At 64.5% G+C, this 25,846-nt stretch carries 20 protein-coding genes; 7 read left to right on the top strand and 13 right to left on the bottom strand.

All coding sequences use genetic code 11. From position 1 onward, the window contains the following. Positions 1-43: 43 nt before the first annotated feature. Positions 44-2,215 (bottom strand): bifunctional 23S rRNA (guanine(2069)-N(7))-methyltransferase RlmK/23S rRNA (guanine(2445)-N(2))-methyltransferase RlmL, encoded by a 2,172-nt coding sequence (gene rlmKL, locus ACUCV0_RS01985; RefSeq protein ID WP_059314164.1) that lies wholly within the window; start codon positions 2,213-2,215, stop codon positions 44-46. Between the two features lie 318 nt (positions 2,216-2,533). Here rlmKL and rmf point away from each other — a divergent pair, with 318 nt between their 5' ends. Beyond that, a complete protein-coding gene (gene rmf, locus ACUCV0_RS01980; RefSeq protein WP_007159291.1) occupies positions 2,534-2,749 on the top strand; it encodes a ribosome modulation factor in 216 nt (71 codons plus the stop codon). Between the two features lie 120 nt (positions 2,750-2,869). Here the strand turns inward: rmf and ACUCV0_RS01975 are convergent, their stop codons facing one another. Then, complete coding sequence (locus tag ACUCV0_RS01975) at positions 2,870-3,889, bottom strand: quinone-dependent dihydroorotate dehydrogenase (protein ID WP_482211873.1); 1,020 nt, start codon at positions 3,887-3,889, stop codon at positions 2,870-2,872. A gap of 184 nt (positions 3,890-4,073) precedes the next feature. Here ACUCV0_RS01975 and ACUCV0_RS01970 point away from each other — a divergent pair, with 184 nt between their 5' ends. After that, a complete protein-coding gene (locus ACUCV0_RS01970) occupies positions 4,074-4,949 on the top strand; it encodes a DUF6685 family protein (protein WP_271654303.1) in 876 nt (291 codons plus the stop codon). 7 nt (positions 4,950-4,956) lie between these two features. On the opposite strand, the gene ACUCV0_RS01965 is transcribed toward ACUCV0_RS01970, so the two are convergent. The 4 genes from ACUCV0_RS01965 to ACUCV0_RS01950 all read right to left on the bottom strand — a co-directional run bounded on the left by ACUCV0_RS01965 (position 4,957) and on the right by ACUCV0_RS01950 (position 10,787). Next, the gene (locus ACUCV0_RS01965) at positions 4,957-5,526 is read right to left on the bottom strand and encodes a biliverdin-producing heme oxygenase (protein ID WP_482211872.1); all 570 of its coding nucleotides are present in this window, start codon (positions 5,524-5,526) and stop codon (positions 4,957-4,959) included. Between the two features lie 27 nt (positions 5,527-5,553). Continuing rightward, complete coding sequence (locus ACUCV0_RS01960; RefSeq protein WP_059314160.1) at positions 5,554-7,965, bottom strand: response regulator; 2,412 nt, start codon at positions 7,963-7,965, stop codon at positions 5,554-5,556. A 102-nt stretch (positions 7,966-8,067) separates the two neighbouring features. Beyond that, a complete protein-coding gene (locus ACUCV0_RS01955) occupies positions 8,068-8,529 on the bottom strand; it encodes a response regulator (protein ID WP_059314159.1) in 462 nt (153 codons plus the stop codon). 8 nt (positions 8,530-8,537) lie between these two features. After that, entirely contained in the window at positions 8,538-10,787 is a 2,250-nt protein-coding gene (locus ACUCV0_RS01950) for an ATP-binding protein (RefSeq protein WP_482211871.1), read from the bottom strand. Positions 10,788-11,002: 215 nt separating this feature from the next. Between ACUCV0_RS01950 and ACUCV0_RS01945 the strand changes: the two genes are divergently transcribed. After that, positions 11,003-12,028, top strand: coding sequence for an alpha/beta fold hydrolase (locus ACUCV0_RS01945; protein ID WP_482211870.1), 1,026 nt, complete (start codon positions 11,003-11,005; stop codon positions 12,026-12,028). 107 nt (positions 12,029-12,135) lie between these two features. On the opposite strand, the gene ACUCV0_RS01940 is transcribed toward ACUCV0_RS01945, so the two are convergent. The 3 genes from ACUCV0_RS01940 to ACUCV0_RS01930 form a co-directional block, all read right to left on the bottom strand. After that, a complete protein-coding gene (locus ACUCV0_RS01940) occupies positions 12,136-16,983 on the bottom strand; it encodes an NAD-glutamate dehydrogenase (RefSeq protein WP_434776121.1) in 4,848 nt (1,615 codons plus the stop codon). 192 nt (positions 16,984-17,175) lie between these two features. After that, on the bottom strand, positions 17,176-17,385 hold the full coding sequence (locus ACUCV0_RS01935) for a SlyX family protein (RefSeq protein WP_059314155.1): 210 nt from the start codon (positions 17,383-17,385) through the stop codon (positions 17,176-17,178). Continuing rightward, the gene (locus tag ACUCV0_RS01930) at positions 17,382-17,798 is read right to left on the bottom strand and encodes an HIT family protein (protein WP_323148586.1); all 417 of its coding nucleotides are present in this window, start codon (positions 17,796-17,798) and stop codon (positions 17,382-17,384) included. Before ACUCV0_RS01930 ends, ACUCV0_RS01935 begins: the two co-directional genes overlap by 4 nt. A 368-nt stretch (positions 17,799-18,166) precedes the next feature. Here ACUCV0_RS01930 and ACUCV0_RS01925 point away from each other — a divergent pair, with 368 nt between their 5' ends. Continuing rightward, the gene (locus ACUCV0_RS01925; RefSeq protein WP_482211869.1) at positions 18,167-19,480 is read left to right on the top strand and encodes an OprD family porin; all 1,314 of its coding nucleotides are present in this window, start codon (positions 18,167-18,169) and stop codon (positions 19,478-19,480) included. A 154-nt stretch (positions 19,481-19,634) separates the two neighbouring features. Further along, complete coding sequence (locus ACUCV0_RS01920; protein WP_482211868.1) at positions 19,635-21,341, top strand: proline--tRNA ligase; 1,707 nt, start codon at positions 19,635-19,637, stop codon at positions 21,339-21,341. A gap of 16 nt (positions 21,342-21,357) precedes the next feature. Here ACUCV0_RS01920 and ACUCV0_RS01915 read toward each other — a convergent pair whose 3' ends face one another. Both ACUCV0_RS01915 and ACUCV0_RS01910 read right to left on the bottom strand, forming a co-directional pair. Further along, the gene (locus ACUCV0_RS01915; RefSeq protein WP_156428994.1) at positions 21,358-21,645 is read right to left on the bottom strand and encodes an acylphosphatase; all 288 of its coding nucleotides are present in this window, start codon (positions 21,643-21,645) and stop codon (positions 21,358-21,360) included. Next, complete coding sequence (locus ACUCV0_RS01910; RefSeq protein WP_482211867.1) at positions 21,645-22,892, bottom strand: YihY family inner membrane protein; 1,248 nt, start codon at positions 22,890-22,892, stop codon at positions 21,645-21,647. Before ACUCV0_RS01910 ends, ACUCV0_RS01915 begins: the two co-directional genes overlap by 1 nt. Before the next feature lie 91 nt (positions 22,893-22,983). On the opposite strand from ACUCV0_RS01910, the gene arsC reads away from it, so the two are divergent. Both arsC and wrbA read left to right on the top strand, forming a co-directional pair. Then, entirely contained in the window at positions 22,984-23,337 is a 354-nt protein-coding gene (gene arsC / locus ACUCV0_RS01905) for an arsenate reductase (glutaredoxin) (RefSeq protein ID WP_059314149.1), read from the top strand. Continuing rightward, complete coding sequence (wrbA, locus tag ACUCV0_RS01900) at positions 23,334-23,933, top strand: NAD(P)H:quinone oxidoreductase (RefSeq protein ID WP_017638944.1); 600 nt, start codon at positions 23,334-23,336, stop codon at positions 23,931-23,933. The genes arsC and wrbA overlap by 4 nt, the downstream gene beginning before the upstream one ends. Before the next feature lie 15 nt (positions 23,934-23,948). Here the strand turns inward: wrbA and hda are convergent, their stop codons facing one another. Both hda and ACUCV0_RS01890 read right to left on the bottom strand, forming a co-directional pair. Then, positions 23,949-24,653 (bottom strand): DnaA regulatory inactivator Hda, encoded by a 705-nt coding sequence (gene hda, locus ACUCV0_RS01895; protein ID WP_017638945.1) that lies wholly within the window; start codon positions 24,651-24,653, stop codon positions 23,949-23,951. Between the two features lie 97 nt (positions 24,654-24,750). Then, positions 24,751-25,839 carry a DUF2066 domain-containing protein gene (locus tag ACUCV0_RS01890; RefSeq protein ID WP_454252674.1) on the bottom strand — a complete coding sequence of 363 codons (1,089 nt, stop codon included), beginning with the start codon at positions 25,837-25,839 and terminating at the stop codon, positions 24,751-24,753. Between the last annotated feature and the right edge of the window lie 7 nt (positions 25,840-25,846).

Here is a 25,846-nt window from a genome sequence, read left to right as displayed (position 1 = left end):
GCTCGATGCCGGGTCCGTTCAGCGACAGTTCAGCCGCTGGGCGTCACTGCAGGGTCAGACGCCAGGCCCGGTGGATCTTGGGATTGCGTGCGAAATCCGGATCCAGGGTGCTGGCGGTGATCTCCTCGACGCGATAGCGCTCGCTGAGGCTTTCGTCCAACTCGAACTTGCGGAAGTTGTTGGAGAAGTACAGCGCTCCATTGCGGCTCAGGTGGGCCATGGCCGAATCGATGAGGCCGACATGATCGCGCTGCACATCGAATACGCCTTCCAACCGCTTGGAGTTGGAGAAGGTTGGCGGGTCGACGAAGATCAGATCGTATTCGCCGCGATCGTTCTCCAGCCAGTGCAGCACATCGCCCTGCTCCAGGCGGTGGCGCTCGGAGAAACCATTGAGCGCCAGGTTGCGCCGGGCCCAGTCCAGGTAGGTCCGCGAAAGGTCGACGCTGGTGGTGCTGCGCGCCCCGCCTACCGCAGCCTGCACGGTAGCGGCGCCGGTGTAGCAGAACAGGTTGAGGAATCTCTTGCCCTGGGCTTCCTGGCGCAGGCGCAACCGCAGCGGGCGGTGATCCAGGAACAGGCCGGTGTCCAGGTAGTCGGTGAGGTTGACCAGCAGCTTGGCGCCCGCCTCCTCCACCTGCAGGAATTCACCCTGGGCGGCCTGACGCTCGTACTGCTTGGTGCCACTCTGCCGCTCGCGCCGCTTGACCACCACCAGCGACGGATCGATGTTCAAGGCCTGGGGAATGGCTGCCAGGGCATCGAGCAGCCGCGCCTGGGCCTTTTCCGGATCGATGGAGCGTGGCGGCGCGTACTCCTGCACGTGCACCCGGTCACCATAGAGATCCACGGCCACCGCGTACTCGGGCATGTCGGCATCATAAAGCCGATAGCACTGCACGCCCTGATTGCGTGCCCATTTGCCGAGCTGCTTGAGGTTCTTCTGCAGGCGGTTGGCGAACATCTGCCCGCCTTCGCTCAGCTTGGGCGGCTCCGCCGCCTGGGCCGTGGCCGAACGCTCGCCGCTGCGGCTGCCGGTCACGAACTGACGGGTCTCGACCTCGAACATCAGCAGCTTGCAGGGCAAGGCGCCGTTCCAGAAGGCGTATTGCTTGTGACTGCGGATGCCCATGCGCTTGCCCAGTTCGGGCGCACCGGTGAAGACCCCCGCGCGCCAGCCGAGGCAGGCCTGCCGCAGGCGCTCGCCGAGATTCTGGTAGAGGTACAGCAGGCTAGCCTCATCGCCCAGGCGCTCGCCATAGGGCGGGTTGCAGATCACCAGACCGGTCTGGGCCTTGTCGGGACGCGGCTCGAAGCTGGCCACCTCGCCCTGATAGACCTTGATCCAGTCGGACAGACCGGCCCGCTCGATATTGTTGCGCGCCGGCTGGATCAGCCGCGGATCGGCTTCGTAGCCACGGATCCACAGCGGCGTCTTGGCCAGGCCGGCGGCCGCACGTGCCTCGGCTTCCTGATGCAGCTGTTGCCACAGAGCGGGCACATGCCCCAGCCAGGCGGAAAAGCCCCAACGCTCGCGACGCAGGTTCGGCGCTATGTCCGCCGCCATCAGGCCGGCCTCGACCAGGAAGGTGCCCACCCCGCACATGGGGTCGGCGAGCGCTCCGCCAGCCGCCGCCAGAGCCGGCCAGCCGGCACGGATGAGGACCGCGGCCGCCAGGTTCTCCTTGAGCGGCGCCGCACCCTGCTGCAGGCGATAGCCACGCTGGTGCAGACTCTGGCCGGACAGATCCAGCGACAGGATGGCCTGACCACGCTCCAGGTGCAGATGCACCCGCAGGTCTGGCGCGAGCTTGTCGATGGTAGGACGCTGCCCGGTGCGCTCACGCAGGCGATCGACGATGGCGTCCTTGACCTTGAGCGCGCCGAAATGGGTGTTGTCGATGCCGGCGCCCTGACCGCTGAAGCCTACCGCCAGGGTGCCGGTGGGCGTCAGGTGCTCTTCCCACTCCACGCCATGCACGCCCAGGTACAGCGCCTGGGGATCTTCCACCGGGAAACGGGCCAGTACCAGCAGTACCCGGTTGGCCAGGCGCGACCAGAGGCACAGGCGATAGGCATCCGCGAGGCTCGCCTCGCCGCGCACCGCCGCGGTCTGGCTGCGGGCTTCCTGCAGGCCGAGGCCCTGGGCCTCTTCCAGCAGCAGGGTCTCGAGACCCTTGGGACAGGTGAGGATGAGTTGTTGCATCGCGGACATCGTTGAATCCATTGGCTAGCGGAAGGAAGTTGCCTGCCTTTGGTCGGATTGACCAGCAGCACGACCCCCTCCGAATAAAGTTTGACTGCGTCTCAACAAGCCGCAGTGACGGCATTGCAGCGGCGGTTTATCGCCATTTCATTTCGATTAGGTTACGGCTTATAGCTAAAAGGTCATTCCCAGCCAGCGCACCTTTGGTTAGTAATTGACCACCCGCAGCGCGAAGGTGCGGGGCGGATGCCAGGACGCCGGCTCTGGCATCCAGGCCTGCAACGGGCCATGGACAATCTGCAAGTCAACCTACGAGGGCACTACCCTATGAGAAGACTCAAGCGTGATCCAATGGAACGAGCTTTCCAGCGTGGTTATCAGCACGGCATTGTGGGCAAATCGCGGGACCTCTGCCCCTTCACCCAGGACGCCGTTCGGCAGGCCTGGCTCAATGGCTGGCGTGAAGGCCGTAGCGACCAATGGGACGGCTACGTAGGCACCGCGGGTCTTCAACGCATGAATCAACTTCAAGCCGTAGGCTAATTCGATTTCACTAGCGGAAGCCCCGGGCTTCCACAGCGTTCTGGTTGTGTTCCAGTCAGATCCTCTTCCGGGATCGGGGACCAGAGGTCCCACGGGGGCTCCCAGCGAGCCCCCTTCCCCTCAGGGGCGCGCCGCGGCGATCGCATCCACCGCTTCACGGATCAGGGCCGGCCCGCGATAGATGAAGCCGCTGTACAGCTGTACGACGCTGGCGCCCGCGGCGATCTTTTCCGCCGCATCTTCCCCCGACAGAATCCCGCCCGCCGCAATGATCGGCAAACGGCCACCCAGCTCGCCCGCCAGGACCCGTACCACATGGGTGCTCTTTTCCCGTACCGGCGCGCCTGACAGGCCACCGGCCTCGGCGGCATAGGGCAGATTCTCCACCCCTTCGCGCCCCAGGGTGGTGTTGGTGGCGATGATGGCATCCATCCCGGCATCACGAATCGCCTGGGCGGTGAGCACGATTTCCTCGTCGCTCAGGTCCGGGGCGATCTTTATCGCGATGGGCACCCGGCGGCCATGCACCACCGCCAGATCTTCCTGACGCTGTCGCAAGGCCTCCAGCAGACGCTTGAGCGCATCGCCGAATTGCAGGCTGCGCAGGCCGGGGGTGTTGGGCGAACTCACGTTCACCGTGACGTAACTGGCATGGGCATAGACTCGCTCCAGACCGATCAGGTAGTCATCCACCGCCCGCTCGACCGGGGTCACGGCGTTCTTGCCGATGTTGATCCCTAGCACACCCTTGAACCGCGCTGCCTTGACTCGCTCGATCAGCGCCTCCACACCCGCGTTGTTGAAACCCATGCGATTGATGATGGCGTTGGCCTCTTCCAGGCGGAACAGACGCGGCTTGGGATTGCCCGGCTGCGGGAGGGGCGTCACGGTACCGATCTCGAGAAAGCCGAAGCCCAGGCCGGCCAAGCCGTCGATGGCGGCGCCATTCTTGTCGAGTCCGGCGGCCAGGCCGACCGGATTGGGAAACTCCAGCCCCATGACCTGGACCGGTAGGCGGCCCGGTTGCCGGCCTAGACCGGTCAGGCCCAGACGCCCGGCAGCACCGATCAGATCCAGTGCCAGGTCGTGAGACCCCTCGGGAGACATCTTGAAAAGCAAAGGACGGAGCGCGTCGTACATGGCGGACTCACAGGTAATTCGGAAAGCGCGCATTATACAGGCTTGCCCGCTGCCATACGTCGCTGCCGCTCGGGTCGACCGGTCGGTCGTACAAAAGATCCTACCTTTCGGGAATCATTCGGCGATGGCGCGGTCTTTGCCACGCTAGAATCGGCTGCGCAGTTCCTATCCGCCCGGAGACCTCATGAGCAACGGTGCCAACCTCCTGGGCAGTCCCTGGTCTTCACTGGCCCTCCATCTGCATCCCTCGCTGGCCAGTCGCCGCATCCAGCGCTGCCTGGAGCGTTTGGCCGATGCCTTCGTCCCCTTGCCCAGTCCCGCTGACAGTCTATGGTGGGATGACGGTCATCCGCTGCATCTGCTTTTTGGCCTGCCCCGGGCGGCGCTGTCCGGTCCGACCCAGGAAATCAAGAGCAAGGCCCATACCCTCCTGAGTCAGCTGGTGGTCGCCGATACCCTGCAGCTGACCGCTCTGGACCTGCGCAAGCTGGATGGTCTCTGTCACCGGCTCAGCGACCCGACCCTGGATTCGGTAGTGCAGCTCGAAGAGCTGGCCGCCCTTCCCGCCGCGCGTGATCAGGTGCGAATCATCGGTTATCGGGATTTTCAGGCCGCGCTCTATCGAACGCTACCCAATCTGTCCACTGAGCAGCCGTTGCGCCTGCGCCAGGCCAGTTGGCGAGGCGCCCGACTGTTCCTGGAAAACGATGCGACCACCACCTTGGCCTTCGCCAGTATCGTCGCCTATGCCCGCATTCGCGGCGTCGCCGTGGACGTTCCGGCGCAGATCCAGCGCCTGCGCCTGGACCTGCCGGCCATCGAGCGCCTGCAGCAGGCGTTCGCCCTCTACGCCCTGCCCAACGCCGTCTGGAATCATCCGGATTTCATTCAGGTGCTGCTGGGCCTCAAGCTCGACTATGCCCGCCTGCCACTAACGGCACCGGGCCAGGACCTGGAATGGCTGCTGCTGCCCCAGGAGGTCGCCAACGCGCGGGTACTCGCCGAGACCCTCGACCGCCTGGGCGCGGCCGAGGTGATTGGCTACCTGAAGGCGCTCTAGCGCCGACTCAGCCAGCGGCGGTAGCGGGCGCGTGCCGCTGTCCCGCCGCCAGAAAGACCTCGAAGGCCAGTCGCTGCCCCGCCAACATCGCCGGATGCAGGGCAGCATCGCCACCGGCCGCGTCCAGTCGCTCCAGAAACGCCGGCCATGCCCCCTTAGGCGGTACATGCCCAAGATAGGCACGAGCATCACGCACCGCCGCATCGGGGCTCTCGCCCGCATGACGATCCAGCAGGCGAGACCCCAGACGCGAGCCCTCCAGGACATAGGCCACGCCCCAGCATTCACCTTCATCGAGCAGACGCTCGAGAACGACGGGCTCGGGTTGCACGGCTTCCAGACGCTGGAGGTCTTCGCCCAATACCGTCGCGCGCCGGCGTTCCGCCCAATCGGGCAACAGCTGCTGGATACCGGAGCGCTCCAGGAGCTCTTCGAGTCCGATCAGCGCCTGGGCATGGGCCTGCAGAAACGCGGTGTAGTGGGGCCGGGTCTGCAGCGCATAGCGGCCGAAGGTCGTATCGACCTGCTCGTGCAGGGCTCCGCCCTCGGCGCGCAACATTTCACGGATGGTGGACACGCAAATACCTCGTCTGGACGGCTGCTTTCAAAGCGGCGAAGGCTGGGGCTTCTCGCCGCGCAGGGCCGCCTGCAGCCGAGCTGCCAGGTCCGCCTCGCGAAAGGGCTTGGGCACGATGAAAGATTGTTCGGGATCGAGTTCGCCCAGCTCGGCGTACCCGGTGATGAAGACCACCGGCAGCTGCGGCAACCGTTTGCGCGCCTGGCGGGCCAGTTCGGCGCCGTTCATGCCGGGCATGGCGAAGTCGGCCAGCAGGAGATCGATCTGCGGATCGCGCTCCAGGGCGCTGAGGGCGGCGAAGCCATTGCTGGCCTCCACCACCTGATAGCCGAGATCGGCCAGCAGGGCTGCCGTCACGTTGCGCACCGCATGGTCGTCGTCGACCAGCAGGATGCGTCGCTCGGCGGCCTGTTCGTCACGACCCAGCGCGGGCAGCCCCACGGGCTCCAGGGCGTCTTCCGCTTCGGTGCGCGGCAGGTAGACAAGCACCGTGGTGCCGCTGCCCATCTGCGTCTCGATGCGCACGCCACCACCGGACTGCTTGGCGAAGCCGAACACCTGGGCCAGGCCCAGACCGGAACCCTTGCCCACCTCCTTGGTGGTGAAGAAGGGCTCGAAGGCCTTGGCCAGCACCTCTTCGCTCATCCCCGTGCCGGAATCCTGCACCGCCAGCAGCACGTATTCGCCGGGCTCCGGCTCTTCGGGACGCTGGGGGGCCTGACTGATGGTCTGGTTGGAGGTGCTCAGTCGCAGGGTGCCACCGACCGCCATGGCATCCCGGGCATTGATCGCCAAGTTGAGGATGATGAGTTCGATCTGGGTCGGATCGACCAGCGCATGCCAGCAATCGGCGCGCAGATGAGTCTCGATCCAGACGCTGCCACCCATGGTGCTGCGCAGCAGTTCGAGCATCCCCTCGACGGTTTCGTTGAGCTTGACCGGCTTGGGCGCCAGACGCTGGCGGCGGGAAAAGGCCAGCAGCTGGGCGGTCAGCTTGGCGCCACGCTCACCCGCTTCGCGGATGTTCTGTACCCGGCCCTGGGTCTTGTCGTTGGCAGCCAGCCGGGTCAGATCGCGCTCCAGGAAACTGGCACTGCTGAGGATCACGGTCAGCAGGTTGTTGAAATCGTGGGCCACGCCCGCGGTCAGCTGACCCACGGCTTCCAGCCGCTGCATCTGCTGCAGGGTCGCTTCCACGCGCTCACGTTCGTCGATCTGTTCGCGCAGCTGGCGGTTGGCCGCCGCCAGCTCTTCCATCGCCAGGACCTCCGAGGAGATGTCGCGGCCGGAGCAATAGGTCATGCCGGCATCCGGCACCGCGGTCCAAGAAATCCAGCGATAGCTGCCATCGCGGTGGCGGATGCGATTGACGAAGCGCTGGCTGGCGGCCCGGGTGGCCAACTGCTCGAGTTCGTTTTCGGTGATGAAGCGCTCGTCGGGATGGACCAAGGCCAGCAGCGAAGAACCAAGCAGCTCCACCCGCGACCAGCCCAGATTTTCTTCCCAGGCCGGATTGAGCGCTACCAGAATGCCGTCCGGCTGGCACACCAGCAGCAGATCGCGGGTGAGATCCCAGGTACGGTCGCGCTCGCGGGTCCGTTCCTCGACGCGCTCGCCGAGGCTGACGTTGAGGCGTTCGAGCTTTTCCGCGGCATCACGTTGCTGGGTGATGTCGAGCATCACGCCCAGGAAACGGGTGCAGACGCCGGCATCGAAGAAGGGTTGACCGCGAGTCTCGACCCAGCGCTGTGCGCCGTTGTCCAGGCGGATGCGGTACTCGCTGCGGTAGTCGTCGTCGCGCTCGTCGGCACCCGCCTGGCGGACCGTATCGAGAAAGCGTTCGAGGCCGTCAGCGCCGCACAGTCGCTCGAACACCGCCAGGTCGACCACCGTATCGGCCGGCAGGCCGAACATGGCCTTGCAGCGCTCATCCCAGATCAGGGTGCCACTGGCCGGAAGGTATTCCCACATGCCCAGGCGCGAGGCATCCATGGCCAGCCGCGACCTGACCTCGAGACTGTGCAGGGCTTCTTCGGCACGCCGCCGCTCGCGACGCTCGTGCACCACCAGCAGCGCCCGCTCGACCGCCTTGGCCAGCAACTCCATGCTCTGCTTGAGCACATAGTCGTTGGCGCCCAGGCGCATCATCTCCACCGCATGGACTTCACCGAAGATGCCCGAGACGAAGATGAAGGGGGTTTCCGGGGCCAACGCCCGTGCCACGCGCAAGGCCTCGGCCCCAGAGAAGCCCGGCAGGATGATATCGGACAGGATGATGTCGTAGGTCTGCTGGCTCAGGGCCAGGGTAAGACCGGTACGCTCATAGACGATTTTGGATTGCAGCTCGAATCCATGTCTTTCCAGCTCGATCAGGATCAGCTCGGCGTCGAGCTTGCTGTCTTCTACCAGCAGGATCTTGATCTGTTTCGAGAGAGGCATAAACGGACGTCGGCCTTGGATCTGTTCACTCAGGGGACCCGGGGCGCGCATCTCTGCCGGTCGCGGATTACTGGATACAGAGGGACTGATTCTGCTCACTCGCTAGCGGCCAGTCCGCCGTGTCACCCGTCGCGATCCCGGCGGCGGCTCATTGAGCACGGCCCAGAATACGCCGAGATCACTGATCGCGGCGACGAAATCACGAAACTCGACCGGCTTGACCACGTAAGCGTTCACTCCCAGCTCGTAGGCTTTCTCGAGATCAGGCTCTTCCCGTGACGAAGTCAACATAACGACAGGGATGCTGCACAGTTCGGGAGTACCCCGCACCACCTCGAGGACTTCGAGGCCATCGACCTTGGGCAGCTTGAGATCCAGCAACATCACCGCGGGATTGCCGGTCTCGCGATCGGCATAGGGCTCGCGCCTGAGCAGATAGCTGACCGCTTCGGCGCCGTCACGCAGGACCACGACATCGTTGGCCAGCTGACTGCGCTCCAGAGCCACCAGGGTGAGTTCCAGATCGTGCGGATTGTCTTCGACCAGCACAATGGGTTTGAGCATGAAGAGAACTACCTTTTGTGTACCGGTGAAGGGCGTTGTTTGGGCAGAGCGAAATAGAAGGTAGCGCCCTCGCCTATGGCACCTTCTGCCCAGACGCGACCGTCATGGCGCTCGATGATGCGTCTGACGCTGGCCAGACCGATACCGACCCCTTCGAATTCATCGGCGTGGTGCAAACGCTGGAAGACCCCGAACAGTTTGCCCACGTAATCCATGTTGAAGCCGACGCCATTGTCCCGGACGAAGATGATGTCTTCGGAATCGCTCGGCAGGGTGCCGATCTCGATCACCGCAGGCTCTTCATAACGGCTGTACTTGATGGCGTTGGCCAGGAGATTGCGCAAGGCGAGATGAACGAAGGCGGCGTCGGCGATGACCACGGGAAGCGGACCGACACGCCATTCGACCTCCCGCTCCTCGTAGTCCGGCGCCATCTCTTCGCGGATGGCCTCCACCAGCGCGGTGAGGTTGACGTCGGAGTAGCGGATCGCCGCTCGTCCCATCTGCGAGAAGCTCAGCAGATTGTCGACCAGGCTGCCGGCGAAGCGCGCCGAGGACCCGATGTTTTCCAGGAATCGGCGCCCGCGATCCGACAGCTTGCCACCTTCGATGTCGCCCAGCAGCTCGGCATAGCCGGCGATATGCCGCAACGGTGCGCGCAGGTCGTGAGACACGCTGTAGGAGAAGGCGGCCAATTCCTTGTTACTGCGCTGCAGTTCTTCGGCCAGTTCGGCCATTTCCTCGGCCTTGCGCAGCACGATGCCGCGGACCGCGTTGCGCAGCTCGATGGCGCTTTCCAGCTCCAGCGCGGACCAGGGTAGCGACAGCCCCCGTACCGTTTCCTGCCAGAGCACGAAACTTTGCCGCGGCGACAATCGTCCGTCGCTGCCTTCCTGCTTGGTCGGCCGCCCTGCCCAGTTGACTACCTGAACCAGCTCGCTGCGGAACCAGATCAGATAGTGGGAATGCAGCTCGGAAATGGGCACGGCCAACACCCCAGCGGCATGCTGGGCGAGCTGCGGCAGCTCGGCGATGTCCTTGGCGACGTTATCGGTGATGTAGTGGTCCTTGACGTTGACCGACAGCCATTCGACCAGGCCGTCCACCACCTCGCGCGGCGGAGTCTGGCCGATCAGTTCGGTGCCTTCGGAAGAGACGATGGCGGCGCCCTGCGCCCGCGCGAAGTCCAGATAGACCTGCGGCAACTCCAGCAGACCCTGGCAGACGCTGTCGCGGTCGGCCATGGTCGAGAGCATCTGTACCATGGACTGGCGCAGCGCAAGGCGGCGATCGGATTGCGCGTGGGTCTCGGCCGCATCGATCTGCAACGACAGCACGCGACCGAACAGCTCGCAGGCCGTGCGCGTCTGGAAGGAGACGCGCTGCGGCTGGCGGTCGTGGCAGAGCACCAGGCCCCAGAGACGGCCGCCAACCACGATGGAAATGGACATGGACGCCAGGGTGCCCATGTTCCTCATGTACTGCAGGTGCACCGGCGAGACGCTGCGCAGTTGCGCGAAGCTGAGATCGAGCGGCTGCCCAGTGACAGGGTTGGTCTGTGGTTGCAGGGGCGACGGCTCATAGTTGGCGTTGCCGATCACCCGAATGCGATTTTCCAGATACAGCCGACGCGCCTGGGCGGGAATGTCCGAAGCAGGAAACCTCAGCCCCAGATAGCTGGGTACGCCCGGGTCGAGTTCCTCTGCCAGCACCTGGCCATGACCGTCTTCGTCGAAGCGATAGATCATGGTGTGATCGAAACCGGAAATGCGCTTGGCCTCGCGCACCGCCAGGGTCGCGATGGCCTCGACGGTTTCGGCCTGATGCAGCTGTTCGATGAATACCCGCACCATGGGATAGAGGGTATTGAGACCGAGCCGGCTGTCCACCGGCGCTTCGAACTCGACGATCAGCACGCCACCGAAGCGATGCATGAACAGAGCGAACGTCTGCTGCTGCGGGCCCAGGGTCACGTCGCCCTGGTAGATGGGATTCTGCTCTTCCTGCGTAAGTGCGCCGAGCATGGCGGGCAGGTCCCGTTCCGGCAGCAGTTCGCCCAGGGTTCGGCCAAGCACCTCTTCCACGGCCAGGCCAAGGTATTCGCGGACATTGGCACTGGCCTGCACGATGCGCAGATCCGGTTCTTCTACAGCGAACAGGAAGCCATGTTCCTGAATGCTGCCGGGAATCTGGATCGGCTCGTTGGCGCAGTCGGCCAGAGCATCGGGCTGGGTCTTGGAAGATGACTCGAGCGCCAAACCGGGAACCTCACGTGATCGGAAGAAAGCGCAGGGAGAGAGGTGCGCAGAAACGTGGACAAGGGTCTCTCAGACTATCAGACCCTAAGCTTGACGCGAAGCGAAACGGCATGGACGGTAGGTATCGACATGAATTGCGACAGCCGTTGCCCGGCGCTCCGGAATCTTCCCTGCAGCTTGCCAGTCGGAGCAGGTTTGACCCTCCGGATCGCCTTATGTCCCTGCGTCTTGCCCTTCCCTTGGCCACCCTATTCCTCAGTTCGCCTGCCCTGGCCGACACCGTCTATGGAGAACGTCTCGAAGGCTTCGACTACGACTTCCCGGTACGGACCTTTGCCTTCGACTCCCAGCGGCAGCATCTCGAGATGGCTTACCTGGATGTCGCGCCAAGCGGAAAATCCAAAGGACGGACCCTGGTGCTCTTGCACGGCAAGAACTTTTGCGCCGGCACCTGGGCAGACAGCATCCGGATATTGAGCGCTGCCGGCTATCGGGTCGTGGCGCCGGATCAGATCGGCTTCTGCAAGTCCAGCAAGCCGGCCCACTACCAGTACAGCTTCCAGCAGCTGGCGGCCAACACCCGGGCCCTGCTCGACCATCTGGGCATCGCCCAGGCGACCCTGATCGGGCATTCGACAGGTGGCATGCTGGCGACCCGCTACGCCCTCCTCTACCCCCAGGCCACCGAGCAACTGGCCCTGGTCAATCCGATCGGACTGGAAGACTGGAAGGCCCTGGGCGTGCCCTATCGTAGCGTCGACCAATGGTACGCCCGGGAGCTCAACACCTCGGCCGACGCCATCCGCGACTACGAACGGGCCACCTATTACGCCGGTCAGTGGTCGCCCCGTTACGAGCGCTGGGTAACCATGCTGGCTGGGCTTAATGACGGCCCGGGCAAGGAGAGGGTCGCGTGGAATTCGGCGCTGATCTACGACATGATCTACAGCCAGCCGGTGGTCTATGAATTCGGGCAGCTGCGCATGCCGACCCTGCTGTTGATAGGCCAGCGCGATACCACCGCCATAGGCAAGGATGCGGCCCCGGCCGAGATCAAGGCGCGACTGGGTCACTATCCCGAATTGGGCAAGGCAGCGGCCAAGCGCATTCCCCAGGCGACGCTGGTGGAATTCGACGATCTGGGTCATGCGCCCCAGATGCAGGCGCCAGAACGCTTCCACCAGGCGCTACTGCAAGGCCTGGATGCCCTGAGGACGCCGAGCGACCCGGCCAGTCACTGATCGGCCCCCAGACAGCAAAAAAGGCGGCGCACCCGGGGGTACGCCGCCTTTTCATTGCCCTCTGGACTCAGGGTGTCCTTGAGCCTCGCTCAAGGACACCCTGCACCTCAGACGCTGCTGCTGGCCAGATCCGCCAGTTCACGACTGGCGACGCTGTACATCGCGTAGTCCTGTCCGGTGGCATTACGCAGATCCACCAGCAGCCCGCGCCAGCGCTCCACCGCTGCCCGGTGCCGCTCCAGCCACAGCGAGAGCCGTGCCTCCGGATCACTGGGCGCCTCGCTCAAGTTGAGCATGCCGATAGTGATGGTGCGTTGCTGGAGATCCACCTCGTCGCGGAACGCCTCGCGCGCCAAGGCCTGCCAGGCATTGGCCACCGGCAGCTGGTTGAGCTGCTGCTGATACCAGGCCAGATCCAGCACATCGCCCGCAGCGAACCAGGTGGCCGCCACTTCCAGGGGATCCTGGGCAGTGACCTCCGCGGCCTGGATGACCGGCAGCAGCGTATAGATGTGATTGGTCCCGGCCACGACCCGTGCCAGCAATTCGGGAACGCCCGCCTCGGTATAGGCGCGGAAGCGTTCCTCCCAGTCCTGGCGCGGCTCGCCTTGCAGCAGTTCGTCGAGGCGTACGCCCAGTGCGGCGATACGCGGTCCGAAGAAGGCCGCCACGGCCCCGGCATCCAGGCCACTGCGATGGCTGCGCAGGAACCAGCGGGTGGCCCGGCGCCCCAGGCGCATCAGCTCGCTCATCAGGCGCAGCTGCAGTTCGGCCGGCACCTGATGATCCAGGGCTTCCACCTGACGCCACCAGTGCGGCAGATGCAGCACGTCGCGCATCACCACATAGGCCCGGGCGACATCGGCCGCGCTCATGCCGGTGGATTCGCACAGGCGCTGCACGAAGGTGATGCCCATGTGGTTGATCAGGTCGTTGGCGATCTGGTTGGCAACGATCTCGCGCTTGAGGCGATGGCGCGCCATCGCCTCGGGGAATTGCTCGGTCAGGCGTTGCGGGAAGGCCCCCTGCATGTCCCGGGCAAGGTAGTCGTCGTCCGGCATCGAAGAGGCCAGCAACTGCTCCTTGAGGTCGATCTTGCTGTAGGAGATCAGTACCGACAGCTCGGAACGGGTCAGCCCCTGCCCCTTGGCGGCGCGCTCGGCCAGCACTTCGTCACTGGGCAGGAATTCGAGGGTGCGATCCAGCTTGCCACGCCCCTCGAGATCCACGATCAGCCGCTGGTATTCGGCTAGGTGGGTCCGCGCCCGGTATTCGGCGAGGGACAGGGCACCGGTCTGCATGTAGTTGTTGGCAACCACCAGCTCGCCGACCTCGTCGGTCATCTCGCCCATCAGGGTGTTACGCTGCTTGACCGTCATGTCGCCAGCGGAAACCACATCGCCCAGCAGGATCTTGATATTGACCTCGTGGTCGGAGCAGTCCACGCCACCGGCGTTGTCGATGAAGTCGGTGTTGCAGGCGCCGCCGTGCAGGCCGAATTCCACCCGCGCCAGCTGGCTCATGCCCAGGTTGCCACCCTCGCCGATCACCTTGGCGCGCAGGTCGCAACCGTCCACGCGCAGGCCATCGTTGGCCTTGTCGCCGATATCGGCATGGGTTTCGAAGCTGGCCTTGACGTAGGTGCCGATGCCGCCGTTCCAGATCAGATCGACCGGGGCCTTGAGCAGGGCATTGATCAGCTCGTTGGGCGTCAGGTGATCGGCCCGCAGATCGAAGCGCGCCTTCATTTCGGGGCTGATGGCGATGCGCTTGGCACTGCGCGGGAAGATCCCGCCGCCCTGGGAGATCAGGCTGGCATCGTAGTCGGTCCAGCTCGACCGTGGCAGGTTGAACAGCCGCTCGCGCTCGACATAGCTGCGTTCGGCGTCCGGATTGGGATCGATGAAGATGTGCAGGTGGTTGAAGGCCGCCACCAGCTCCAGGCTGCGCGAACGCAAGAGACCGTTGCCGAAGACATCGCCGGCCATGTCGCCGATGCCCACCACGGTGACCGGATCGGTCTGGACGTCGATGCCGCGTTCACGGAAGTGGCGCTGCACGCTGACCCAGGCGCCCCGGGAGGTGATGCCCATCTTCTTGTGGTCGTAACCCGCCGAGCCGCCGGAGGCGAAGGCGTCGTCGAGCCAGAAACCGTAGTCCTGGGCGATGCCGTTGGCGATATCGGAGAAGGTCGCGGTGCCCTTGTCGGCCGCCACCACCAGATAGGGGTCGTCGCCGTCGTAGCGCACCACCGCGGCAGGCGGAACCACCTCGCCATCCTTGAGGTTGTCGGTGATGTCCAGCAGCCCGCTGATGAAAATGCGGTAGCAGGCGATGGCCTCGGCCTGGATGTCGTCACGGGAGCCACCGGTGGGCAGTCGCCGCGGCACGAAGCCGCCCTTGGCACCCACGGGCACGATCACCGAGTTCTTGACCTGCTGCGCCTTGACCAGGCCCAGCACCTCGGTGCGGTAGTCCTCCTCACGATCCGACCAGCGCAGGCCGCCACGAGCGACGTTGCCGAAGCGGAGGTGCACGCCTTCCACACGCGGGCTGTAGACGAAGATCTCGTAGCGCGGCACCGGGCGCGGCAGCTCGGGAATGGCCTTGGGATCGAGCTTGAAGCTGAAGTAGGCCTTGGGCTTGCCGGCGGCATCAGTCTGGAAGACGTTGGTGCGCAAGGTCGCCTTGATCAGGTCCAGGTAGCGCCGCAGGATGCGGTCCTCGTTGAGCACCGCGACGTCGTCCAGGGCGCTGAGGATGGCCTGCTCCAGGCGCTGCTGCTTGTCGTCCAGGTCTTCGCTGGTCATGCGCCGCGCCAGGTAGAACTTCATGCGGAACAGCCGCACCAGTTCCCGGGCGATGTCGACATGGGCGTTGAGGGTGGCGGCGATATAACCGATGTCGAAGCCGATGCGGATCTGCTTGAGATAGCGCGCATAGGCCCGCAGCACCGCGACATCACGCCAGGGCAGCCCGGCGGTCAGTACCAGCCGGTTGAAGCTGTCGTTTTCCGCCTGGCCGTCCACCACCTGGACGAAGGCGTCCTGGAAGGTGTCGTTGAGTTGCTGCAGGTCCAGCTCCAGGCCGGCCACGGTGGTGAAGGCGAAATCATGGATCCAGTAGCGGCGCCCATTGCGATGACGCAGCTCGTAGGGGAATTCACCCAGTACCCGCAAACCGAGGTTTTCCAGGATCGGCAGGACGTCCGACAGCGCCAGGGGCGTATCGGCGTGATAGAGCTTGCAGTGCAGGATGTTGTCGCCGGTCTGGGTCAGCGGCTGGTAGAAGCCCATGGCCAGACGACGCTCGTCATTCAGGGCCAACAGGTGACGCATGTCCACCACGGCAAGGTGCGGTGCGAAGCGCTCGCGGTAACCGGCCGGGAAACCCAGCGGATAGTCGGCCAGGATGGAGGTGCCCTGGGCCTCGCCGAAGCTGTCCACCATCAGGCTGGCGAAGTCGTCCTTCCAGCTGCGGCAGGCCTGCACCATCTCCTGCTCCAGGCGCGCCGGATCGACGTCCTGCGGCTGCAGCGGATCGACGCGAAGGATGAACTGCACCCGCGCCAGCACGGACTCGGAGAAGAAGGTCCAGAACTCGCAATCGGTGCCATGCAGGCGATCCATGAGGATCTGCTGCATGCGCTGGCGGACTTCGGTGGAGTAGATGTCGCGTGGCACATAGGCCAGGCAATAGAAAAACTGACCATAGGGATCGCGGCGCAGGAAGACGCGGACCTTGCTGCGCTCCTGGATCTGCACGATGGCCATGGCGGTGCTGAAGAGATCGTCTACCGGGGTCTGGAACAGATCGTCCCGTGGCAACCCTTCGAGGACCTGCGCCAGCTCCTTGCCCAAGTGGGCGCTGCTGTCGAAATCGGCACGCCGCCGCACCTCGTCGACCTTGCGGCGGATGTAGGGGATCTCGCGCACGCTGTCGTTGTAGACGCTGGAGGTATAGAGCCCCATGAAACGATGCTCGCGCACCACCCGGCCATTGGTGTCCACTTCACGCAGGGAGACGAAATCCGGATAGGCCGGACGGTGCACGCGACTTGGATCGGCGGCCTTGGCGAAGGACAGCAGCACCGGCTCGCGCAGATAGCGCAGCGGATCGCCGGAAAGGCTGATCTCGGCGGTTTCCGGTCGGCCGCGCAGACGCCGCGACAGTCCCAGCAGGGAGTCAGGCACATAGTGTTGTACCGCGGTATCACCATCGCCCTCGACGGTGAATTCCTCGTAGCCAAGAAAGGTGAATCTGTCGTTGCGCAGCCAGTCCAGGAAGGCCTTGACCTCGGCTAGCTCGCCGTCGTCCACCCCGGCCGGACGCTGATCCAGCCAGCCCAGCAGGTCGGCGACCTTGGCCTTCATGGCAGCGAAGTCACCGACCGTCAGCCGCACCTCGCCGAGGATTTCCTGTAGCGCGGCTTCCAGGGTGCGCAACTCGGTGGCTGCCGCGCAGCGATCGATCTCGAGGAACATCAGTGCCTCGCGGCTTACCCCTTCGCCCTGCTGTCCCTTGGGCAGCAGTTCGATCAGGCGGCCCTGGGCATCCCGGCGCACGCTGAGGACGCTGTTCTGCAGGGTATGGACGCTGTAACCCTGGCGATTGAGTTCCATGCGCACCGAGTCCACCAGGAACGGCGAATCGACATGCAGCACCTCGACCACGGTATGGCTCGATTGCCAGCCGTGTCGCTCGTAATCCGGGTTGAAGACCTGAACCCGCGGTTCGGCGGGATCGAAGACATCCAGCAGCCGCCAGGCAGAGAGCACGCAGCCGACCAGATCGGACAGCCGGCGTTGAGTGAGTTCTTCCAGCGGGACGATGCCGAAGAACTGGGCGGTAAAGCGCTCCAGTTGCTCAAGGGTTTCCCCTTCGACATGGGCCGCGAGGGCATTTTTGAGTTGTTGTTGGAAATCCGCTTGGCTGGCAGCGGTGAAAAACGCCATAACCGTACTCCGTCCTGAAGGTGCTGTGGGCTTCGCTCCGCAGAGGACAGGCCTCTCCCGGAGCGAGTTCCACAAGGGACGAGGCCGGACTGCACCAAAAAAGTGCAAAGATGCAGTGCCGCTAGAGTAGCCGGCAAAGACAGTCGCGCACGTACGTCAGGGCGACAACAAGATTCAGCTGCGGAACGGATCTCAATAGTGGGGCGGCGGCGCCTCGTCCGGCATCCCCCCGCCACCGCCGCTTTGCAACTCGGCCTGGCGCTCGGCCAGCAGGCGGATCTGCGCCGCACAGCGATCCAGGGCGCGTTGCTGCTCGACGATGATGTCATTGAGGGTCTGGATGGTGTCGTCCTGAAACGCCTGGCGCATTTCCAGATCGGCGATACGTTCTTCGAGGGTCATGCCTGTACCTCCTGCTCCAACTGCGCCCGCCAGCGGGCAACGACCGCCTGTCCGGCTTCTTCGCTGTAGGGCTCGCGAGGCGAATGCCCCCAAACCGGGCCAGGCCAGGCGGGATCACCTTCCCGCCGCAGTAGGATATGCAGATGAAGTTGCCGGACAATGTTACCCAGGGCACCAATGTTCAATTTGCAATCCGGCTGCGCCTCACGCAACACCCCAGCGACAAGTGTCACTTCTCGCCACAGTTGCGCCTGGTCCAGCGGTGACAGATCGAGCACCTCGGTAACACTTTCACGTCGCGGTACCAGAACCAGCCAGTCATAGCGTTGATCGTTCAGCAACAGCACCTGGCAAAGCGTCAAGGACGCCACCTCCAGGGTGTCGCCGGCCAACCGTGAGTCGATTTGGAACATCTCATCTCCTGCTAACACCGGTCAGCACTAAAAGTGTGCATGACCTCGGGTAAGTGAAACCTTTGGTGTCACAAAGGTGCAATCAGCGCTCTGGAAACTGCCCAGGGCCCAGGGAATGGGCCCGCGAAAGACAGGCGGGCACTGGAATTTAAGATTTGTGCATGCTTTTTGCTATCACGATCCGGGTACGACGATCAGAGGGGAACTCTTAAAGAGATTTCTTAAGAGTCTTGGCTAATCCGCTCATCACACACAAAATTTTGATGAAACCTATCGCCTCTCCAAGAGAGGTGCTATATGTGCCGCTATTAGAACAAACAGCCACGGCTGACACGATGGCTGACTTTCAACCCAAAGGAGCATTTCTGATGCAAGCGATGAAGTGGAGCATTCTCGCCCTGGCAGTAGCCGCAGGGACCACTCAACTGGCTTTCGCCGACCAGCAGTCCGAGTCCAAGGGCTTTGTCGAAGACAGCAAGCTGACCCTGTTGAACCGCAACTACTACTTCAACCGGGACCTCAAGAACGGCGCCAACGATCGTAGAGACTGGAGCCATGGCTTCCTGCTGAACTACGCATCGGGCTTCACCCAAGGCACCGTGGGTGTCGGTGTGGACGCCTTTGGCTACCTGGGTCTGAAACTGGACGGCGGCCGCGGCCACGTTGGTTCCGGCAACCTGCAGATCGACAGCGACGGTCGCAACAAGGACGAGTACTCCACCGCTGGCGCCGCGGTCAAGCTGCGCATCTCCAACACCGTCCTGAAGTACGGCAACGTGCAGCCCACTTCCCCGGTCTTCGCCGTGGGTGGCAGCCGCCTGTTCCCGCAGACCGCCACCGGCTTCATGCTGACCAGCGAAGAAATCGACAACCTGTTCCTTGAAGCTGGCCACATCACCGCTGCGCGTGACCGCACCAACACCTACCATGACGGAAATCTGGGTTCGACGTATGCCTCCGGCTTCACGTCCAGCTCAGCTGATTACGTGGGCGGCAAATACAAGATCAACGATCAGCTGAATGCGTCGCTGTATTACGGCCGCATGGAAGATCTGTGGAACCAGTACTACGCCAACGTCAACTTTGTGCAGCCGCTGAGTGCCAACCAGGCGCTGACCTTCGATTTCAACTACTACTACACCAAGGATGCCGGCAGCGCCAAGCTGGGCGACTTCAGTAACAACGCCTACTCGCTGGCCGCCGCCTACAGCGTCGACGCCCACACCTTCACCCTGGCCTACCAAGGCGTGAGCAGCGATGCGCCATTCGACTACGTCGGCGTAGGTGGCAGAAATGGCAATACCGGTAATGGCGGCGACAGTATCTTCCTGGCCAACTCCATCCAGTACTCCGACTTCAACGCCTCTGGCGAGAAGTCCTGGCAGGCTCGCTACGACCTGAACATGGCCACCCTGGGCGTACCCGGCCTGAGCTTCATGGCCCGTTACATCTACGGCCATGATATCGACGCACCCAAGGGCGGCACCGCCTACGCTGGCCTGTATCAGGATGGCGACAAAGAGCGCGAGACCAACGTCGAAGCCAAATACGTCCTGCAAAGCGGCCCGGCCAAGGACCTGTCCTTCCGTGTCCGTCAAGCCTGGCACCGTGGCGACGCCAGCACCGGCGGCACCGTCAACGAGTTCCGCCTGATCACCGAGTACCCGCTGAACATCCTCTGATAGAGGCCAGCGCTTCTCGCACGATCCAGCAGCCCGGCCTTCGCCGGGCTGTTCTTTTCCGGCTTCTGGTCGGCTCTGCCCGCGTCCCTGTACGCCCTGCCCCACCCCACCGTACAATGCCGGTCCCGTCTCGATGCCGACAGACCGCCTAGCCATGCGTACCAGTCAGTTCCTGCTGTCCACCCTCAAAGAAACCCCTTCCGATGCCGTGGTGATCAGCCACCAGCTGCTGCTGCGCGCCGGCATGATCCGCAAGCTGGCCTCCGGTCTCTATACCTGGCTGCCGCTGGGCCTGCGCGTGCTGCGCAAGGTGGAGGCCGTGGTGCGCGAGGAAATGAACGCCACCGGCGCCCTGGAGGTGCTGATGCCGGCGATCCAGCCCGCCGAGCTGTGGCAGGAATCCGGTCGCTGGGAGCAGTACGGCCCCGAACTGCTGCGCCTGAAGGATCGCCATCAGCGTGATTTCTGCGTGGGCCCAACCCACGAGGAAGTCATTACTGACCTGATGCGCAACGAGCTGAACAGCTACAAGCAGCTGCCAATCAATCTCTATCAGATCCAGACCAAGTTCCGTGACGAGATTCGTCCGCGCTTCGGCCTGATGCGTGGTCGCGAGTTCGTGATGAAGGATGCCTACTCCTTCCACCTGAACCAGGCGTCGCTGCAGCAAACCTATGACGCCATGTACCAGGCGTACTGCAATGTCTTCAGCCGCCTGGGCCTGAATTTCCGCCCGGTGCAGGCCGACAACGGCTCCATCGGTGGCAGTGGTTCCCACGAATTCCATGTGCTGGCCGGCTCTGGTGAAGACGACATCGCCTTCAGCGACAGCTCCGACTACGCCGCCAACATCGAGAAGGCCGAGGCCCTGCCGCGGGAAACCGCGCGCGGCGCCGCCACCGAGGAGCTGCGTCTGGTAGACACCCCCGACACCAAGACCATCGCCGATCTGGTGGAGAAATTCGGTCTGGCCATCGAGAAGACCGTGAAGACCCTGGTGGTTCGCGGCGCCGAAGAAGGCAAGCTGGTCGCCCTGGTGGTGCGTGGCGATCACGAACTCAATGAAATCAAGGCAGCCAACCTGCCGGAGGTCGCCAGCCCCCTGGTGTTCGCCACCGAACCCGAGATCCGTGCCGCCATTGGCGCCAGTCCCGGCTCCCTGGGCCCGATGAATCTGTCGATTCCCTGCATCATCGATCGCTCGGTCGCCCTGATGAGCGACTTCGGCATCGGCGCCAACCAGGAAGACAAGCACTACTTCGGCGTCAACTGGGAGCGCGATCTGCCGCTGCCCCAGGTCGCCGACCTGCGCAACGTGGTGGCCGGCGATCCGAGCCCGGACGGCCAGGGCACCCTGGTGATCAAGCGTGGCATCGAAGTGGGCCACATCTTCCAGCTGGGCACCAAGTACAGCGAGGCCATGAAGTTGTCGGTACTGGGCGAAGAAGGCAAACCCGCCGTCCTGGCCATGGGCTGCTACGGTATTGGCGTGTCCCGCGTGGTCGCCGCCGCCATCGAGCAGAACCACGACGAGCGTGGCATCCGCTGGCCGGCCGCGCTGGCGCCCTTCCAGATCGCCCTGGTGCCGATGAAGTACGAGAACGCCGCGGTGAAGGAAGCGACCGATCGCCTCTATGCCGAACTGAAGGCCGCTGGCTTCGATGTGCTGCTGGACGACCGTGACAAGAAGACCAGCCCCGGTGTGAAGTTCGCCGACATGGAGCTGATCGGCATTCCCCATCGCCTGGTGGTCGGTGAGCGCGGCCTCAATGAAGGTCTGGTCGAATACAAGGGCCGTACCGACAGCGACAGCCAGAACATCGCCCTGGCCGAGATCGTCGACTTCCTCAAGGCCCGCTGAGGACTACCGCTTCAGGTCAGGCGTCCGTGCGCCTGACCTGGAAGTCGGTGAAGCCTTCACAGGCCACCTCCTCCAGCACCACCTCGGTCACCCGGGCCGCTGCCGGCCCCTGCCAGAGCCAGCGTTCCAGCTGGGCCAGTGCCTCGACCGAACCCTCCAGGTGGCACTCCACCCGGCCATCCGCCAGATTTCGCACCCAGCCGGTGACGCCCAGGCGCTGCGCCTCCTGCCGCGTGCTCTCGCGGTAGTAGACGCCCTGTACGCGGCCACTGATCAGGCCGTGACGCGCCGCTCCGTCTCTCATCATTGGGCGCCCCTTTCTTCCAGCACCGGCGCGACCTTGAGCCAGTGGGCCACGCTGCCGGCGAGCAGTTCATGACGCTGTGCCTGCAGCCGCGCGAAGGCTTCCCGCAGCTGCGGATACCAGTCACCGGGAAAACGTTCGGCGGGCGGCCAGCAGTCCGGTGCGGGAGGCGCCCAGGGCGCGCGATCCAGCAGGTCCAGTAGCGCATAGCCATGCAGATCGCGGCAGAGCACCCAGTGGCCGCTGTCGTTCTGGCAGACCAGACGCTCCTGTTGCAGGAACGCCAGCACTGCGTGCCATTCGTGCTCCGGCAGCTTCCAGCCGGCCTGGTGCAACCGCCCCAGGTGCAGACTGGAACCGCTTTGCTGCCGCTCCAGAAAGGCCCGCAGTACGGCGAGCAGGATGAAGAACGCCGGCAGCGGCGCGCGCCGCCAATGATGGGTGGTGGACAGGCTGCACACCACCTCCGCCCCCAGCAACACGATCAGCCAGCAGACATAGATCCAGACCAGGAACAGCGGCACCGTGGCGAAGGCACCATAGATCAGCTGGTAGCCGGGGAAATAGAAGACATAGAGACCGAACAGGCTCTTGGCCGCCTCGAACAGCACCCCGGTCAGGGCACCGCCGATCAGCGCGTGGCGTAGGGGTACCCGGGTATTGGGCACGGCCGCGTACATCAGGGTGAAGGCGGCAATGCTGAACAGCAGTGGCGTAACCTTGAGCAGCACCTGGGCGCCGGACATCCCGTAGGAGCCAAAGACCAGGGCCACCGAGGCCAGATAGGTGCTCATGGCGAAGCCGGCGCCCAGCAGCAGGGGGCCCAGGCTGAGCACCGCCCAGTAGAGCAGGAAGCTGGAGACCCCGCGCCGGGGGATACGTACGCGCCAAATGTCGTTGAAGGTCTTTTCCACCGTCACCAGCATGAAGAAGGACGTCACCGCCAGCAGGGCCACGCCCAGCCAGGTCAGGTGCCGCGCCTGCTCGATGAAGTTGCGCAGGTATTCTTCCAGGGTCGCCCCGGTGGAGGGCACGAAATTGCGGAAGATGAAGGCCTGGATCTGGACTTCGGTGCCCTGGAAGGCCGGAATCGCCGAGAGCATGGCGAAGGTCACGGTCATCACCGGGACCACGGCGAACAGCGTGGTGTAGGTCAGAGCCGCGGCATTGTTGGGCGCGCGGTCTTCGATGAAGCGGTCGGCGAGGTAGCGAACGAAGGACAGCAGTTCACGCAAGCGGGCCGGCATTGGCGGTTCCTCGAAAGGCACGGTCAAGGGCTGGCGCGGCAGTCCTCGCCAACCCGCTACAATGGGCATCTTACCTTCTATGGATCAGCCCATGAGTGAAATCGTCCTCTATCACAATCCGCGCTGCTCGAAATCGCGCGCAGCGCTGGACCTCCTGCAAAGCCGCGAGCTAGCCGTATCCGTGGTGCCCTACCTGGAGACGCCGCCGGACGCCGCCGAGTTACGCGGACTGCTTGCCAAGCTGGGCCTGAGCGCGCGCCAGCTGCTACGGACCGGCGAGGATGCCTATCGCGAGCTGAACCTCGCCGACCCGGCGCTGGACGACGACGCCCTGGTCGCCGCCATGGCCGCCCACCCCAAGCTGATCGAAAGACCCATCGCCATACGCGGCGACCGCGCCGTCGTCGGTCGTCCCCCCGAGCGTGTCCTGGAGATCCTGCAATGACCCCCGAAGCCTATGTTCTGGTGCTCTACTACAGCCGGCATGGCGCCACTGCCGAGATGGCGCGACAGGTCGCTCGCGGGGTGGAAATGGGTGGCATGGCCGCACGCCTGCGTACCGTGCCGGCGGTGTCCGCCGAGTGCGCCGCCGTCGCCCCGGCGGTACCCGAGCAGGGCGCGGTCTACGCGACCCTCGATGATCTGCGCGACTGCGCGGCGCTCGCCCTGGGCAGCCCGACGCGCTACGGCAACATGGCCGCCGCCATGAAGTACTTCCTGGATGGCACCAACAGCCTCTGGCTGACCGGCGCCCTGGTGGACAAGCCTGCGGGGGTCTTCACTTCCACGGCCAGCCTGCATGGCGGCCAGGAGAGCACCCTGCTGTCCATGGCCCTGCCGCTGCTGCACCATGGCATGCTCATCACCGGCCTGCCCTACAGCGAGAGTGCCCTGCTGGAAACCAAGGGCGGCGGCACGCCCTACGGTCCAAGCCATTTCGCCGGTGCCGATGGCAAGCGCGCGCTGGACGAGCAGGAAACGGCGCTGTGCCGGGCCCTGGGCAAGCGCCTGGCGACCCTGGCGGGACGCCTGCAAAAGTAGCGGTAGCCGGCACGGCTACCAGCCCATGATTTCCTTGACGAAGGGAATGGTGAGCTTGCGCCGCGCCTGCAGCGAGGCCTGATCCAGACGTTCGAGCATGTCGAACAGGGCGTCCATGCTGCGGGTGTTGCGCGAGAGGATGAAGCGGCCGACCTCGTCGGTCAGGTGCAGGCCGCGACGAGAGGCGCGCAGCTGCAAGGCGCGCAGCTTGTCTTCGTCGGACAGGGGTCGCAGCTGGAAGACCAGTGCCAGGGTCAGACGTGACTTGAGATCGGCCAGCTGTACCGGCAGTTGCCGCGGCGATGCGGTACTGGAGATGAGCAGGCGTTTGCCGGCATCGCGCAGACGGTTGAACAGATGGAAGAGCGCCTCTTCCCAGCGCCGTTGACCGGCCAGTGCATCGAGATCGTCGAGGCAGACCAGCTCGCACTGTTCGAGGTTGTCGAACAACTCCACGCCATAGTCGGCCAGTTCACCCATGGGCAGGTAGATGGCCCGCTCGCCCAGCTCTTCCAGGCGGTGACAGGCCGCCTGCATCAGATGACTGCGGCCGGCACCCGCGCCGCCCCATAGATAGATCAGACTTTCCGTCCAGCCGGCATCGGCGTCGCAGAGACGCTCGACATAGCCGAGCGCCGCAGCATTGGCGCCAGGGTAGTAATTGACGAAGGTGGCGTCGTCACGCAGACGAATACCCAGGGGCAGCTGTAAAGGCATCATGCCAGCTCGAACGGCTCTTGGCAGTTTCGCGAGGGCGCCAAGTCTAACCAAATCCTGGCCCCCTCGCAGCAGCCGCTTCAGTGTTGGCCGTCTACCCTCACGGCCAACGGAAATACAGGGTGGTACGCGCCGGTTGGGCGGACGGGGCTGGCTGGGCTGCCGGAGCGGTCGGCGTGACGGTGGCGTCCACCGGAGCACCCGGCGTCGCCGGTGCGGGGGACGCGGGGGCGGCCGGCGCGGAAGTCGGCTGCAGACCGGCCAGGCCAAGCTGTGCCTGGAGCTGGTCGGGATTGCCCGTCAAGTCATAGGTCAGCTGGGTACCCTCGACTTTCACCAGGCGGCTCGACAGGGGCTCCAGGACCTTCTGCAGCTGGGCATAGCGCTCGAAGTTGGAGTTGTCGGCGACCAGGGTCAGCGGCTGGGTGGTGCCAGGGCGGGAGACGAACTTCTTCGACAGGCGCCCGGCGACGTCCTGCAGGACGGCTGCGGCCAGGGCGTCCTGGTCGGCTGCCTGGCTGCTGCCCTGCTCGGCAGCGCCGTTGTTCCACAGGCGCCACTGGGCCTGCCAGCCATTACCCTGGGGCTTGGCATGTACCGCCAGCAGTGCATTGGCGCCATAGCGCTCGGAGGCCTGGCGCAAGGCGGTCGGATCGTTGGCGTCGATGTTGGCGGCGGTGCCAGCCAGCTGTTCGTTGAGATCGGCCAGCGGCAGGCGAATCGGCAGGCCGGCGCGCTGGGCACCGCGCTGCACACCGGTGCTGGCGGGTTGGCCGTCACCCAGCAGGGTCGCCCCGCTGTCGGCGTCGTTGAGCCACCAGATCATCACCACCGGACGATTGGCGCCCCACACCGACAGACCCGCCTGGCCCAGGGCGCGCTCGGTGGCGGCCGGGTCAAAGTTGGCCACCAGCACCTCCGGCGGACCGGCGTCATAGCTGTACTGGCTGATCAGGGATTCGGGCGCCGCCAGGGCACTGGCCAGACCCGGGGTCTGGCCAGCTTGGGGATTACCGGTCAGGCGTCCGGCCAGCACCTGCAGGGCGCGCTTGAGGGCGGCATTGCGCTCGTCCGGTTGTTGCGAGGCCACCGGCTCGCGGACCTGGTAGAGGTTGTCCACCACCTCGGCGCGGGCGAGCGGACTCAGGACCAGCAGCGAAGCGAGCAACGGAAGGACGAGACGGCGCATGGCGATT

This window comes from Pseudomonas sp. VMV1, from assembly GCF_056790235.1.
The sequence above is the reverse complement of the archived record's forward strand: the minus strand, read 5'-3'. Positions and strand labels throughout refer to the sequence as shown.

Bases quoted from the DNA above. Each gene is read 5' to 3' on its own strand.
- ACUCV0_RS01955 (WP_059314159.1), bottom strand. From the start codon at position 8,529: ATGCTCAAACCCATTGTGCTGGTCGAAGACAATCCGCACGATCTGGAA.
- rmf (WP_007159291.1), top strand. From the start codon at position 2,534: ATGAGAAGACTCAAGCGTGATCCAATGGAACGAGCTTTCCAGCGTGGT.
- arsC (WP_059314149.1), top strand. From the start codon at position 22,984: ATGAGTGAAATCGTCCTCTATCACAATCCGCGCTGCTCGAAATCGCGC.
- ACUCV0_RS01890 (WP_454252674.1), bottom strand. From the start codon at position 25,839: ATGCGCCGTCTCGTCCTTCCGTTGCTCGCTTCGCTGCTGGTCCTGAGT.
- ACUCV0_RS01925 (WP_482211869.1), top strand. From the start codon at position 18,167: ATGCAAGCGATGAAGTGGAGCATTCTCGCCCTGGCAGTAGCCGCAGGG.
- rlmKL (WP_059314164.1), bottom strand. From the start codon at position 2,215: ATGTCCGCGATGCAACAACTCATCCTCACCTGTCCCAAGGGTCTCGAG.
- hda (WP_017638945.1), bottom strand. From the start codon at position 24,653: ATGATGCCTTTACAGCTGCCCCTGGGTATTCGTCTGCGTGACGACGCC.
- ACUCV0_RS01920 (WP_482211868.1), top strand. From the start codon at position 19,635: ATGCGTACCAGTCAGTTCCTGCTGTCCACCCTCAAAGAAACCCCTTCC.
- ACUCV0_RS01945 (WP_482211870.1), top strand. From the start codon at position 11,003: ATGTCCCTGCGTCTTGCCCTTCCCTTGGCCACCCTATTCCTCAGTTCG.
- ACUCV0_RS01910 (WP_482211867.1), bottom strand. From the start codon at position 22,892: ATGCCGGCCCGCTTGCGTGAACTGCTGTCCTTCGTTCGCTACCTCGCC.
- ACUCV0_RS01960 (WP_059314160.1), bottom strand. From the start codon at position 7,965: ATGCCTCTCTCGAAACAGATCAAGATCCTGCTGGTAGAAGACAGCAAG.
- ACUCV0_RS01975 (WP_482211873.1), bottom strand. From the start codon at position 3,889: ATGTACGACGCGCTCCGTCCTTTGCTTTTCAAGATGTCTCCCGAGGGG.
- ACUCV0_RS01935 (WP_059314155.1), bottom strand. From the start codon at position 17,385: ATGACCCTCGAAGAACGTATCGCCGATCTGGAAATGCGCCAGGCGTTT.
- wrbA (WP_017638944.1), top strand. From the start codon at position 23,334: ATGACCCCCGAAGCCTATGTTCTGGTGCTCTACTACAGCCGGCATGGC.
- ACUCV0_RS01930 (WP_323148586.1), bottom strand. From the start codon at position 17,798: ATGTTCCAAATCGACTCACGGTTGGCCGGCGACACCCTGGAGGTGGCG.
- ACUCV0_RS01915 (WP_156428994.1), bottom strand. From the start codon at position 21,645: ATGAGAGACGGAGCGGCGCGTCACGGCCTGATCAGTGGCCGCGTACAG.
- ACUCV0_RS01940 (WP_434776121.1), bottom strand. From the start codon at position 16,983: ATGGCGTTTTTCACCGCTGCCAGCCAAGCGGATTTCCAACAACAACTC.
- ACUCV0_RS01970 (WP_271654303.1), top strand. From the start codon at position 4,074: ATGAGCAACGGTGCCAACCTCCTGGGCAGTCCCTGGTCTTCACTGGCC.